Origin of the sequence: Enterobacter sp. 5-4, from assembly GCF_000612205.1 — a bacterium.
In the GTDB taxonomy this organism is placed as follows: Bacteria; Pseudomonadota; Gammaproteobacteria; order Enterobacterales; family Enterobacteriaceae; genus Enterobacter; species Enterobacter roggenkampii.
Map to the genome: position 1 here is coordinate 313,697 of NZ_JFHW01000009.1, position 12,748 is coordinate 326,444.

General features: G+C 54.9%; 11 protein-coding genes. 8 read left to right on the forward strand and 3 right to left on the reverse strand.

Annotation, left to right across the window (positions count from 1 at the left end; genetic code table 11):
- Window positions 1–89: 89 nt before the first annotated feature.
- The 3 genes from phoP to AA74_RS0105960 all read left to right on the forward strand — a co-directional run bounded on the left by phoP (window position 90) and on the right by AA74_RS0105960 (window position 3,438).
- A complete protein-coding gene (gene phoP / locus AA74_RS0105950) occupies window positions 90–761 on the forward strand; it encodes a two-component system response regulator PhoP (protein ID WP_025911763.1) in 672 nt (223 codons plus the stop codon).
- Window positions 762–2,225, forward strand: coding sequence for a two-component system sensor histidine kinase PhoQ (gene phoQ, locus AA74_RS0105955; protein ID WP_008500759.1), 1,464 nt, complete (start codon window positions 762–764; stop codon window positions 2,223–2,225). It abuts the gene before it with no gap.
- 91 nt (window positions 2,226–2,316) lie between these two features.
- Window positions 2,317–3,438, forward strand: a complete 1,122-nt coding sequence (locus AA74_RS0105960) for a cupin domain-containing protein (RefSeq protein WP_025911765.1) — start codon at window positions 2,317–2,319, stop codon at window positions 3,436–3,438.
- A gap of 90 nt (window positions 3,439–3,528) precedes the next feature.
- Here the strand turns inward: AA74_RS0105960 and AA74_RS0105965 are convergent, their stop codons facing one another.
- Window positions 3,529–3,996 (reverse strand): transposase, encoded by a 468-nt coding sequence (locus tag AA74_RS0105965; protein WP_025911767.1) that lies wholly within the window; start codon window positions 3,994–3,996, stop codon window positions 3,529–3,531.
- A gap of 3 nt (window positions 3,997–3,999) precedes the next feature.
- Window positions 4,000–5,223, reverse strand: coding sequence for a peptidase T (gene pepT / locus AA74_RS0105970; protein WP_023292767.1), 1,224 nt, complete (start codon window positions 5,221–5,223; stop codon window positions 4,000–4,002).
- A gap of 237 nt (window positions 5,224–5,460) precedes the next feature.
- On the opposite strand from pepT, the gene potA reads away from it, so the two are divergent.
- Genes potA through potD form a run of 4 tightly spaced genes read left to right on the forward strand, consistent with a single transcriptional unit; the run spans window position 5,461 to window position 9,269 of the window.
- Window positions 5,461–6,609 carry a spermidine/putrescine ABC transporter ATP-binding protein PotA gene (gene potA / locus AA74_RS0105975; RefSeq protein WP_172644123.1) on the forward strand — a complete coding sequence of 383 codons (1,149 nt, stop codon included), beginning with the start codon at window positions 5,461–5,463 and terminating at the stop codon, window positions 6,607–6,609.
- Window positions 6,593–7,450 (forward strand): spermidine/putrescine ABC transporter permease PotB, encoded by an 858-nt coding sequence (gene potB, locus AA74_RS0105980; RefSeq protein ID WP_023343772.1) that lies wholly within the window; start codon window positions 6,593–6,595, stop codon window positions 7,448–7,450. The genes potA and potB overlap by 17 nt, the downstream gene beginning before the upstream one ends.
- Window positions 7,447–8,238, forward strand: coding sequence for a spermidine/putrescine ABC transporter permease PotC (gene potC, locus AA74_RS0105985; protein ID WP_008500765.1), 792 nt, complete (start codon window positions 7,447–7,449; stop codon window positions 8,236–8,238). The genes potB and potC overlap by 4 nt, the downstream gene beginning before the upstream one ends.
- Window positions 8,235–9,269, forward strand: a complete 1,035-nt coding sequence (potD, locus tag AA74_RS0105990; protein ID WP_008500766.1) for a spermidine/putrescine ABC transporter substrate-binding protein PotD — start codon at window positions 8,235–8,237, stop codon at window positions 9,267–9,269. Before potC ends, potD begins: the two co-directional genes overlap by 4 nt.
- Before the next feature lie 47 nt (window positions 9,270–9,316).
- Here potD and AA74_RS0105995 read toward each other — a convergent pair whose 3' ends face one another.
- Complete coding sequence (locus tag AA74_RS0105995) at window positions 9,317–10,546, reverse strand: EAL and HDOD domain-containing protein (protein ID WP_025911783.1); 1,230 nt, start codon at window positions 10,544–10,546, stop codon at window positions 9,317–9,319.
- Between the two features lie 236 nt (window positions 10,547–10,782).
- On the opposite strand from AA74_RS0105995, the gene AA74_RS0106000 reads away from it, so the two are divergent.
- Window positions 10,783–12,714: a methyl-accepting chemotaxis protein gene (locus AA74_RS0106000; RefSeq protein WP_025911785.1), complete on the forward strand. Its 1,932-nt coding sequence runs from the start codon at window positions 10,783–10,785 to the stop codon at window positions 12,712–12,714.
- Window positions 12,715–12,748: the final 34 nt, after the last annotated feature.

Below are 12,748 nucleotides of genomic sequence, written 5' to 3' on the forward strand. Positions count from 1 at the left end.
TGCTTTTCCCCGGTTTACTCAATGTTTATCCCCACAGCAACATAATCAGCGTTAAACTATTCATACTATTTATTCTGGGAGAAAAGATGATGCGCGTACTGGTTGTTGAGGATAACGCATTGCTACGCCATCACCTGAAGGTTCAGCTTCAGGAGATGGGACATCAGGTGGACGATGCTGAAGATGCAAAAGAAGCCGATTATTATCTCAATGAACACCTGCCGGATATCGCCATTGTCGATTTAGGGTTGCCTGACGAGGACGGCCTGTCGTTGATTCGTCGCTGGCGCAGCCACGATGTTTCCCTGCCGGTTCTGGTGCTGACCGCTCGTGAAGGCTGGCAGGATAAGGTTGAAGTGCTCAGCGCGGGCGCAGATGATTACGTCACTAAGCCGTTCCATATTGAAGAGGTGGCGGCCCGCATGCAGGCGCTGCTCCGTCGCAACAGCGGGCTGGCGTCGCAGGTTATTTCCATCCCGCCTTTCCAGGTCGATCTCTCCCGCCGCGAGCTCTCAATTAACGATGAAGTCATCAAGCTGACCGCATTCGAATATACGATTATGGAAACGCTGATCCGCAACAGCGGCAAGGTGGTGAGTAAAGATTCTTTAATGCTTCAGCTCTACCCTGACGCTGAACTGCGCGAGAGCCATACCATTGACGTGCTGATGGGACGACTGCGTAAGAAAATTCAGGCCCAGTACCCGCAGGATGTGATTACCACCGTCCGCGGTCAGGGCTACCTGTTTGAATTACGCTAAATGAGACGGATTTTGCGTCATCTTCTGCCCCTCTCACTGCGGGTTCGTTTTTTACTGGCAACGGCTGCGGTGGTGCTGGTGCTGTCGCTCTCCTACGGCATGGTCGCCCTGGTGGGGTACAGCGTCAGCTTCGATAAAACGACCTTTCGTCTCTTACGCGGCGAAAGCAATCTGTTTTATACCCTGGCGAAATGGGAAGACAACCGAATCACCGTCGAAATGCCGGAAAACCTTAATCAGCAAAGCCCCACCCTCGCCCTGATTTACAACGAAAAGGGGAAGCTGCTGTGGGCGCAGCGCGATATTCCGTGGCTGGTCAAAAGCATTCGTCCGGAGTGGCTTAAAACCAACGGTTTTCACGAAATTGAAGCCGATCTCAACACCACCAGCTCGCTGATCCGTGAAGATCGTTCCCTGCAGCAAAAGCTGAACGAGATCCGCGCCGACGACGCGGAAACGGAGATGACGCACTCCGTTGCGATTAACCTTTATCCGGCGACGCTAAACATGCCGCAGCTGACCATCGTGGTGATCGACACCATTCCGGTCGAGCTGAAGCGTTCTTATATGGTCTGGAGCTGGTTCATCTACGTTCTGGCGGCAAATCTGCTGCTGGTGATCCCGCTGCTGTGGATAGCGGCGTGGTGGAGCCTGCGCCCCATTGAATCACTGGCGAAAGAGGTTCGCGAGCTGGAAGAACATCATCGCGAAAAGCTTAATCCGGAAACCACCCGCGAGCTCACCAGCCTGGTGCGTAACCTCAACCGCCTGCTGAAAAGTGAACGCGAACGCTATGATAAATACCGTACGACGCTTACCGATCTGACCCACAGCCTGAAAACCCCGCTCGCGGTGATGCAAAGCACCCTGCGTTCCATGCGCAGTTCGAAGCTGAGCGTCGACGATGCCGAGCCGGTGATGCTGGAGCAGATCAGCCGTATTTCCCAGCAAATTGGCTATTACCTCCACCGCGCCAGCATGCGTTCCGGCAGCGCCCTGCTGAGCCGCGAGCTGCATCCGGTCGCCCCGCTTCTGGATAACCTCACGTCCGCCCTCAACAAGGTGTATCAGCGTAAAGGGGTGAATATCAGCCTCGATATCTCGCCAGAGATAAGCTTTGTGGGTGAAAAAAATGACTTCATGGAAGTGATGGGCAACCTGTTAGATAACGCCTGCAAATACTGTCTGGAGTTCGTGGAAGTGTCGGCGCGCCAGACGGATAACGAACTGCATATCATCGTGGAGGATGATGGCCCGGGGATCCCGCGCAATAAACGTGATGTGGTGTTCGATCGCGGTCAACGCGCCGATACGCTACGTCCTGGCCAGGGCGTTGGATTAGCCGTCGCCCGGGAGATTGTCGACCAGTACGACGGGAAAATCGAAACCAGCGAAAGTTTGCTGGGCGGCGCGCGAATGGAGGTCATTTTTGGTCGCCAGCAGCCCACATCGAACGATAGTTAACCCGTTATGTGAAAAATGCGAGGATCTCGCAGCCGGGGGGCTGAGCTTCCGTTATAATCCGAGTCAGTAAGAGCCTGCGGAATAAAAAAATATGGATTATCACTTAACGCTTAACTGGCCCGAGTTTATTGAACGTTACTGGCAAAAACGCCCGGTCGTTCTGAAACGCGGGTTCAGCAATTTTGTCGACCCTATCTCGCCTGACGAGCTGGCCGGTCTGGCCATGGAAAACGAAGTCGACAGCCGCCTGGTCAGCCACCAGGACGGGAAATGGCAGGTTAGCCACGGTCCTTTCGAAAGCTACGATCATCTCGGTGAAAACAACTGGTCGCTGCTGGTACAGGCTGTCAACCACTGGCACGAGCCAACGGCCGCCTTAATGCGTCCGTTCCGCGCCCTGCCCGACTGGCGCATGGACGATCTGATGATCTCCTTCTCCGTGCCGGGCGGCGGCGTAGGCCCGCATCTGGACCAGTACGATGTGTTCATCATTCAGGGTACGGGCCGCCGCCGCTGGCGCGTGGGCGAAAAAGTGCCGATGAAGCAGCACTGCCCGCATCCGGACCTGCTTCAGGTTGATCCCTTTGAAGGGATTATCGACGAAGAGCTGGAGCCGGGCGACATTCTCTACATCCCGCCGGGATTCCCTCACGAAGGTTACTCCCTGGAGAATTCCCTCAACTACTCCGTCGGGTTCCGCGCGCCAAGCGGCCGCGAGATGATCAGCGGATTTGCCGACTATGTTCTGCAGCGCGAGCTGGGCAGCTATCGTTACAGCGATCCCGACGTGCCTGCGCGTGAGCACCCGGCAGACATCCTGCCCGCGGAGCTGGATAAGCTGCGCGGCATGATGCTGGATCTGATCAACGAGCCGGAACATTTCCGTCAGTGGTTTGGCGAGTTTATTAGCCAGTCCCGCCACGAGCTGGACGTTGCGCCTCCGGAGCCGCCGTATCAGGCTGACGAGATTTACGATGCGCTTCAGCAAGGCGACAAGCTGACGCGCCTGGGCGGGTTGCGCGTGCTGCGCATTGGTGAGGACGTGTTCGTCAACGGCGAGAAGCTGGACTCACCGCACCGACCGGCGCTGGAAGCGATTGCCAGCCATCTGGTGCTGACTGCTGATACCTTTGGCGATGCGCTGGAAGACCCGTCCTTCCTCGCGATGCTGGCCGCGCTGGTCAACAGCGGGTACTGGTTCTTTGAGGACTGAGTCGCTTTAGTGCCCGGTGGCGCTGCGCTTACCGGGCCTACGGGATCGAGCTTTTGTAGGCCGGGTAAGGCGTAGCCGCCACCCGGCTTTTCACTTCCGCTCCCCCGCGGCAAAATCCTCAATCTCTCCTGCCCAATCCACCGGATACAACCCTTCAGCCACGTCCCGATGAAACGTTGAATACGGCCAGTCGCTGACTTTACCCACATAGCCGTGCTTCAGCGGATTGATATAAATGTAATCCACATGTCGCCGGTAGTCCTCTTCGTTGCGGATAGTGTGCTCCCAGAATCGTGGCTGCCAGATATAGCGCATGTCGATGCTGCGGCTGAATGTCTTTTTGATATCCCGCCAGCGTGCGGAAAAATCGCTGTCCCCGTCCGGTAGGCTCCAGATACAGTGCATATGTTCAGGCAAAATAACCCACGCGTTGATGGTGAAGGGCTTCGCACGCTTAACCGTTGAGGTGGCGGAACGCAGGTTATCGATATGGCGGGTAAGCAAATCGCTTTGACGGTTTTGCAGGTTAACGGTGAAAAACCAGGTGCCACCGGGCATTTTTTAGCGTTTAGCGGTCAACTCAGCTATCCGCACTATCACCTTCACCGCCTTTTCCATCCCTTCCAGCGTCACAAACTCATGTTTACCGTGGTAGTTATAGCCACCGGTAAACAGGTTCGGGCACGGTAGTCCCATAAACGACAGCTGAGAACCGTCGGTACCGCCGCGAATCGGTTTTAATATCGGTTCAATATCGCAGTCGCGCATCGCCTGCTGGGCGATATCGAGAATATGCGGATGGGCCATCACCTTCTCGCGCATATTGTAATAGCTGTCTTCGATGATGAGCTCAATATAGCAGTCAGGATGTAATCCTTTACCAACCTTCTTAGCGATCTCCATCATCTTACGCTTGCGCGCCTCAAAGGCTTTACGGTCAAAATCGCGGATGATGTAGTGCATCTGCGCGCTGTCCACGGTGCCTTTGATGCTGGTCAGGTGGTAGAAACCTTCATACCCTTCGGTCTGTTCGGGGCTCTCTTCCGCCGGGACTTCCGCATGAATTCGCGACGCCAGCGACAGCGCGTTGACCATGACGCCTTTCGCCGAACCGGGGTGAACGTTGTTGCCGACAATTTTGATCGTGACTGACGCGGCATTGAAGTTTTCATATTCCAGCTCACCGACGCCGCCACCGTCAACGGTATAGGCCCACTGCGCGTTGAATGCGTCCACGTCGAAGTGCTTCGCGCCCTTGCCGACCTCTTCATCCGGCGTAAAGGCCACGCGGATATCGCCGTGCGGAATATCGTTGCCCTTCAGCACCGCCAGCGCCGTCATGATCTCCGCGATGCCCGCTTTGTCATCCGCCCCCAGCAGCGTTTTACCATCGGTGGTGATCAGCGTCTGACCGAGCAGCTGGTGCAGCACCGGGAACATCACGGGCGAGAGCACTTCATCACCGATCCCCAGCGCAATGTCGCCGCCGCGGTAGTTTTCAACAATCTGCGGGTTCACATGTTTACCACTAAAATCCGGAGAGGTGTCGACATGGGAGATAAAGCCAATCGCCGGAATGTCGCCCGGGACATTCGCCGGCAGCGTTCCCATCACAGTGCCTTTCTCGCTTAACGTGACGTTGACCAGCCCCATGGCGTCAAGCTGCTCTTTAAGCAGGTTTAATAGCTTCCACTGGCCTTCGGTGCTCGGCACCTGGCGAACACCCGGCTTAGATTGGGTATCCAGCGAAACGTACTGTAAAAAACGCTCAAGTAATTTATCCATGCAGTCACCCTCACTTTTTGTGACAACATTATCAATAAGCATCAAAACGCAAATATTGCGTCAGGTCACTTTTATCCCGCAAACGAGAATATTTTCCGTTTATATCGTTATGCGTTAGTAAATGTAGCTTATGAATCAGTGACAAGGATTGGCGATTGCGGGGGATTGCCGTAGAATGTCCGCCCTCATTACGAGTCACCAAGGTGGTTACACACAAACCCCGCTTCAGTCTGCTGCCTGAGGCGTCTATATGGGACAGCGCAAAAATTGAATACACAATCCCGTTCACGTTCACCGCTGGTGCAACTGGAACGAATTCGTAAAAGTTTTGATGGCAAAGACGTCATTTCCGACCTCACTCTCACCATCAATGACGGTGAGTTTCTGACGCTGCTTGGCCCCTCCGGCTGCGGCAAAACCACCGTACTGCGCCTTATCGCCGGGCTGGAAAGCGTCGATAACGGCCATATCCATCTTGAAAGTCAGGACATCACCCAGGTTCCCGCCGAAGACCGCCACGTCAACACTGTCTTTCAGAGCTATGCCCTCTTCCCGCACATGACCGTGTTTGAAAACGTGGCGTTTGGCCTGCGGATGCAAAAAACTCCGGCGAGTGAGATCGAACCGCGCGTCACCGAAGCCCTGCGCATGGTGCAGCTCGAGACGTTTGCCCAGCGAAAACCGCATCAGCTTTCCGGCGGCCAGCAGCAGCGCGTGGCCATCGCCCGCGCCGTGGTCAACAAGCCGCGTCTGCTCCTGCTGGATGAATCCCTCTCCGCGCTGGATTACAAGCTGCGCAAGCAGATGCAGAACGAGCTTAAAGCCCTGCAGCGCAAGCTCGGCATTACCTTTGTCTTCGTCACCCACGACCAGGAAGAAGCCCTGACCATGTCCGACCGCATCGTGGTGATGCGCGACGGCAAAATCGAGCAGGACGGCACGCCGCGTGAAATCTACGAAGAGCCGAAAAATCTGTTTGTCGCCAGCTTCATTGGTGAGATCAATATCTTCGACGCCACGGTGATTGAGCGTCTGGACGACCAGCGCGTTCGCGCGTGCGTCGAAGGACGCGAGTGCGTCATCACGGTGAATTTCCCCGTCGAAAAGGGACAAAAGCTCAACGTTCTGCTGCGCCCGGAAGATCTGCGCGTCGATGAAATTCACGGCAATACCGAGGCCGAAGGGTTAATCGGCTATATCCGCGAGCGCAACTACAAAGGGATGACGCTGGAGTCTGTCGTCGAGCTGGAGAACGGCAAAATGGTGATGGTCAGCGAGTTCTTTAACGAGGACGACCCGGACTTCGACCACTCTCTCGACCAGAAAATGGTTATCAACTGGGTAGAAAGCTGGGAGGTTGTACTGGCTGATGAAGAACACAAGTAAGTTCCAGAATGTGGTGATTGCCACGATCGTCGGTTGGCTTGTGTTGTTTGTCTTTTTACCCAACCTGATGATCATCGCCACCAGCTTCCTGACCCGTGACGACACAAACTTCGTTTCGCTGGTTTTTACGCTGGACAACTACGCGCGCCTGCTCGATCCGCTCTATTTTGACGTGCTGCTGCATTCGCTCAATATGGCGCTGATTGCCACCATTGCCTGCCTGGTGCTGGGTTATCCGTTCGCATGGTTCCTCGCGGGTCTGCCGCAAAAGGTGCGTCCGCTGCTGTTGTTTCTGCTGATTGTGCCGTTCTGGACCAACTCGCTGATTCGCATCTACGGGCTGAAAATCTTCCTCAGCACCAAAGGCTACCTCAATGAATTTCTGCTGTGGCTGGGGGTGATTGATACGCCGATCCGCATCATGTTTACCCCGAGCGCGGTAATTGTGGGTCTGGTCTATATCCTGCTGCCGTTTATGGTGATGCCGCTCTACTCCAGCATTGAGAAGCTGGATAAACCGCTGCTGGAAGCGGCAAAAGATCTGGGTGCCAGCAAGTTCCAGACCTTTATCCGCATTATCATTCCGCTGACCATGCCCGGCATTATCGCGGGCTGTCTGCTGGTCATGCTTCCGGCCATGGGTCTGTTCTACGTTTCGGACCTGATGGGTGGCGCGAAAAACCTGCTGATTGGGAATGTGATCAAGAGTCAGTTCCTCAACATTCGCGACTGGCCGTTCGGCTCCGCCACCAGCATTACATTGACGGTGGTGATGGGTCTGATGCTGCTGGTTTACTGGCGCGCCTCACGGCTGCTGAACAAGAAGGTGGAACTCGAATGATCGGTCGACTGCTTCGCGGCGGTTTTATGACCGCCATTTACGCTTACCTGTATATCCCGATCATTATTTTGATCGTGAACTCGTTTAACAGCTCGCGCTTTGGGATTAACTGGCAGGGCTTTACCACCGACTGGTACAGCCTGCTGATGAACAACGACAGCCTGCTGCAGGCCGCACAGCACTCACTGACGATGGCGATCTTCTCCGCCACCTTCGCCACGCTGATTGGTTCGCTCACCGCCGTGGCGTTGTATCGCTACCGATTCCGCGGAAAACCGTTCGTCAGCGGTATGCTGTTTGTGGTGATGATGTCCCCGGACATCGTGATGGCGATTTCGCTGCTGGTGCTGTTTATGCTGCTGGGCGTTCAGCTTGGCTTCTGGTCACTGCTGTTTTCCCATATCACCTTCTGCCTGCCGTTTGTGGTGGTGACGGTCTTTGCACGCCTGAAAGGGTTCGACGTGCGTATGCTGGAGGCGGCGAAGGATCTGGGCGCCAGCGAGATGACCATCCTGCGCAAAATCATCCTGCCGCTGGCGATGCCCGCCGTGGCGGCCGGATGGCTGCTGAGCTTTACCCTGTCGATGGATGACGTGGTGGTCTCCTCCTTCGTGACCGGGCCGAGCTATGAAATTCTGCCGTTGAAAATTTATTCGATGGTGAAAGTCGGCGTTTCACCTGAGGTGAACGCGCTGGCGACCATTCTGCTGGTGTTTTCGCTGGTTCTGGTGATCGCCAGCCAGGTTATTGCTCGTGATAAAACAAAATCTCAGGGGACAATGAAATGAAAAAAATGCTCGCCGCTGCGGCGCTGGTGCTTGGTATGGGTGCCGCACACGCTGATGACAGCAAAACGCTCTACTTCTACAACTGGACCGAGTACGTGCCGCCGGGCCTGCTGGAGCAGTTCACCAAGGAGACGGGCATCAAGGTGATCTACTCGACCTACGAGTCGAATGAAACCATGTACGCCAAGCTCAAAACCTACAAAGATGGCGCGTACGATCTGGTGGTTCCGTCCACCTATTTTGTCGACAAAATGCGCAAAGAGGGCATGATCCAGAAGATCGACAAAACGAAGCTAACCCATTTTTCAAACCTCGATCCTGAGATGCTCAACAAGCCGTTTGACCCAAATAACGACTACTCCATTCCGTATATCTGGGGGGCAACCGCGATTGGCGTTAACAGCGAGGCCGTCGATCCGAAATCGGTGACAAGCTGGGCCGATCTGTGGAAACCGCAATACAAAGGCAGCCTGCTGTTGACCGACGACGCGCGCGAAGTCTTCCAGGTGGCGCTGCGCAAGCTTGGCTACTCTGGCAACACGACGGATCCTAAAGAGATTGAAGCGGCATATGCCGAGCTGAAAAAGCTGATGCCTAACGTGGCGGCATTCAACTCTGATAACCCTGCAAACCCGTATATGGAAGGCGAAGTAAACCTGGGGATGGTGTGGAACGGCTCCGCGTATGTGGCCCGCCAGGCCGGTACGCCGCTTGAGGTAGTCTGGCCAAAAGAAGGCGGGATCTTCTGGATGGACAGCCTCTCCATTCCGGCTAACGCGAAAAATGTGGATGGGGCGCTGAAGCTGATTAACTTCCTGCTGCGCCCGGATGTGGCGAAACAGGTTGCCGAGACGATTGGCTACCCGACGCCAAACCTGGCCGCACGCAAGCTGCTGAAGCCTGAAGTGGCTAACGATAAGTCGCTCTACCCGGATGCGGAAACCATCAGCAAAGGTGAGTGGCAGAACGATGTCGGCGACGCCAGCCGGCTCTACGAAGAGTATTACCAGAAGTTAAAAGCGGGCCGCTAACCGGTATCGCGTTCTTCCTCACGCCGCCTGCGCGGCGTGAGGAAGGATTAACTGACCGTATTCTCTCCAGCCCAGAGCGTCGCTTTTCGCATCGCCTCAACCACCTCTTCATCTGACAGGCCCAGCGCCTGTCGAATCCGGGTCGCCTCGTCCCACCGCTGCTGTTCATAGTAACGGCAGAGGTTAATCATGTCGGCTAACCGTCCCTCCTGATGGCACAGCGCGTTGCTCACGCTCTGCGGCACCGCAATTTGCTTCATCAGCTCTGCCATCGGAAGCTCCAGGAGGGTATCGAGCAGAGAAAACAGGCCGCACATGAACGCATTTTCAGCCAGAGTAGGTTCGTTCATCGTCTCAGCTAGCAGTTCGCAGAATTTGCCGCGCATCATGCTCAGCGGGTAAAGCTCGCTGACGGTGTCATTGCCCGCACTGGCGAGGACCACGACGGCAACAAACCGTCGGAGCTGGTTTTCGCCAAGATACCTGAGCACCTCGCTCAGGGTTAACTTGCTGAAATTACAGGCGCCGACATGTTTAAACGCCGTATGCTTCATATAGCGCATGATTTTATAAGAGAGCGTGAGATCGGTTTTTATCAACGACTCGATGATTCGAAAATCAGGTTTATTGCGTCCGACCTCCATTTGCAGCCGAAAAATCGCCAGCTGATTTTGCGACAGCCGTTTATATTTAATGACCTCGGGACGGCAGAAAAAATAGCCCTGAAAAAGGGAAAATCCCTCGTCTCTGTATTGGTTGAATTCTTCTTTAGTCTCAATTTTTTCAGCAAGATATTTAATGTGACCGGTCAGATGTTTACGTACTTTCAGATACGCTTTAATTTGCGCTAAGGTATAATTTCTGACGTCAAATTTCAGGATTGAAATAAAGGGTAAAAAAACATCCCATTCTGGCGCAAGGGTGAAATCATCAAGCGCAAACTGATAGCCGTGCGCATTCATCTCCCTGACGGCCTGCAGCAGTTCGGCCCCCGGCACAGCATCTTCAAGAATCTCAATCACCACGCTCTCTTTATCAAGCGCTTCTCCACTGCGGTCAATAACCATCCTTGAAGGGAAATTAATAAACGACGTATGTGCCCCGGCAATGCGCTGGGACGGCACACATAAGAACTGATCTGATATCATCCTGGACGTGGCATATTCTGCCGACACATCCGGAAAACGATTTGTCATCCCGTCTCTGAAAAGCAGCTCATAGGCTACGGTATTCATTTCAGGGTTAAAAATGGGTTGTCGCGCGATAAATCCGTACATATCCCATCCTCCTCTACCACTTTATATTTATTAGCATCCTCTTTCTACACGACGATAACGAGTTTTATCGAGCACTATTTTGATTGAATGCACAAAATAAAAGCATCCACACTAATTAACGGGAATTAACCGTCTGGATTTAAATTAAATATATCCTTCGCTCTACAGAAAGGAGATGAAATATCCGATAAGTACTTTGTGCCTGCCCGACATGCACGACATTACGGGAGATGAGAATGAAAGACGCCATGGTCCGAAGACAAAAAATAAGAGTCAAGACGTTGATGCTATTGTCCATTTTCCTCACCGTGACGGTGGGCTTTACGGCAACGATCGGGTTTATGATGTGGCAATGGATGGCGCAGCAAGAGGTGCTGGCCAAAAACCATATCCGCCAGATAGCCGAGGTACAAGCTTTACAGGTCAGCAAACAGCTGGATTCTGCCCTGACTGCCGCCCGGGATATGGGCAACAGCGCCCTCGCGCTGCGCGAAGCGGGCATTTCCGACCGCCAGAGCCTGAACCAGCTGCTCGTCCACTACCTCTCGGCTCACCCGTCGTTTCTCTCCATGTCGATGGCCTTTGAGCCCAACGCGTTTGACGATAAAGATGCCGTCTTTGCCGGTCAGAGCGGTGAAGATCCTGCCGGGCGCTACGCCCGCTACGTCGACCGCGATGCCACCGGCAAACCGGCGTTGCACCTGCTGACGGACATCGAAACGCCCGGCAGCGGCGATTACTATCTGTTGCCGAAACAGCGGCATAAAGATGTGATCATCGAACCCTATATTTACCCCTACAACGGCGTGGACGTGATGCTCACCTCAATTGCCGCCCCCATCATGCGTGACGGTCAGTTTCTGGGCTCAGTCACCTCTGACTTCTCGCTCGCCACGCTGCAGTCCATGATTGGCGCCATTAAACCGTGGAACGGCACAGGCTACGCCCTGCTCCTGTCTGCGGGCAATAACGTGGTGTCCAGCCCGGACAAAGGTGCGGCAGGCAAGCCTTACGCGGGTCACATTGCAGGACATGACGTCACTCGGGTAAACGATCCGCTGCTGAAAGAAGAGGTATTTATCACCTGGCAGGCGATCGCCGTCGGTAATAGCCAGACGCCGTGGAAACTCGCCATCATCACCCCGGTCAGCGAAGTGATGGCCGAAGCGCGCGCATTTTTACTGAAGGCCATCGTCATGATGGTGTTAAGCATCGTTGCGGTTAGCCTGGTGATGGCCCAGATTTTTACCCGCAAGGTTGACCGTCCGGTGGGGGGAGAACCTTCCGAGGCCGCCGGGATCGCCCTGGCCGTCGCCCGCGGGGATCTGAACAACACCATCCCGGTGCGATCCGGGGATACCCACAGCATTTTTTATGCCCTGCACACCATGCAGACGCAGCTCAAGCGCATCGTCGACAACATCAGCGAAGCCAGCCACTCCGTGCACGGCGGGACCAGCGAAATTTCGGCGGGCAACCTTGATCTCGCCTCGCGTACCGAGGAACAGGCGGCGGCGATTGTTGAAACCGCTGCCAGCATGGAAGAGATTTCGGTTACGGTGAAGAACAATGCCGATAACGCCCACAAGGCGACCACCCTGACCGATCGCGCCGCGAGCCTTGCCGGGCATGGCGAAACGCTGGTGAACGACGTGGTCGTGGTGATCGGCGAGATTGATGAGAGCGCGCGCAAGATCGGTGAGATTAACAGTATCGTCGATGGCATCGCCTTCCAGACCAATATCCTGGCGCTGAATGCTGCCGTTGAAGCGGCGCGCGCAGGTGAACAGGGACGCGGTTTCGCGGTAGTCGCAGGTGAAGTACGCAACCTTGCCCAGCGAAGCGCTAACGCGGCCAAAGAGATCTCTCAGCTGATTGCCGAGTCCTCAGGCCGCGTCAGCAAAGGCGTCGAGCTGGTCAATGAAACTGGCGTGATGATGAAACAGGTGATTGAAGCGGTGTCGCACGTGCATCTGGTCATCAACGACATTGTTCAGGCGCTGGACGAACAGAATCGGGGGATTAGCCAGGTCAGTACCGCCGTCAACCAGATGGACAGCACCACCCAGCAGAACGCTTCACTGGTTCAGCAGATCTCAGCGGCGGCGCTCTCGCTGGACGAGCAGGCTAAATCGCTGGAGAAGACGCTGGCGTTCTTTCATTCTTAAATAAAAAGGCACCCGCCGGGCGGGTGCCTTTTCA

What these genes read in the sequence shown, in the direction of transcription:
- phoP (WP_025911763.1), top strand. Translation starts at nt 90, where the DNA reads ATGCGCGTACTGGTTGTTGAGGATAACGCATTGCTACGCCATCACCTG.
- phoQ (WP_008500759.1), top strand. Translation starts at nt 762, where the DNA reads ATGAGACGGATTTTGCGTCATCTTCTGCCCCTCTCACTGCGGGTTCGT.
- AA74_RS0105960 (WP_025911765.1), top strand. Translation starts at nt 2,317, where the DNA reads ATGGATTATCACTTAACGCTTAACTGGCCCGAGTTTATTGAACGTTAC.
- AA74_RS0105965 (WP_025911767.1), bottom strand. Translation starts at nt 3,996, where the DNA reads ATGCCCGGTGGCACCTGGTTTTTCACCGTTAACCTGCAAAACCGTCAA.
- pepT (WP_023292767.1), bottom strand. Translation starts at nt 5,223, where the DNA reads ATGGATAAATTACTTGAGCGTTTTTTACAGTACGTTTCGCTGGATACC.
- potB (WP_023343772.1), top strand. Translation starts at nt 6,593, where the DNA reads ATGAAGAACACAAGTAAGTTCCAGAATGTGGTGATTGCCACGATCGTC.
- potC (WP_008500765.1), top strand. Translation starts at nt 7,447, where the DNA reads ATGATCGGTCGACTGCTTCGCGGCGGTTTTATGACCGCCATTTACGCT.
- potD (WP_008500766.1), top strand. Translation starts at nt 8,235, where the DNA reads ATGAAAAAAATGCTCGCCGCTGCGGCGCTGGTGCTTGGTATGGGTGCC.
- AA74_RS0105995 (WP_025911783.1), bottom strand. Translation starts at nt 10,546, where the DNA reads ATGTACGGATTTATCGCGCGACAACCCATTTTTAACCCTGAAATGAAT.
- AA74_RS0106000 (WP_025911785.1), top strand. Translation starts at nt 10,783, where the DNA reads ATGAAAGACGCCATGGTCCGAAGACAAAAAATAAGAGTCAAGACGTTG.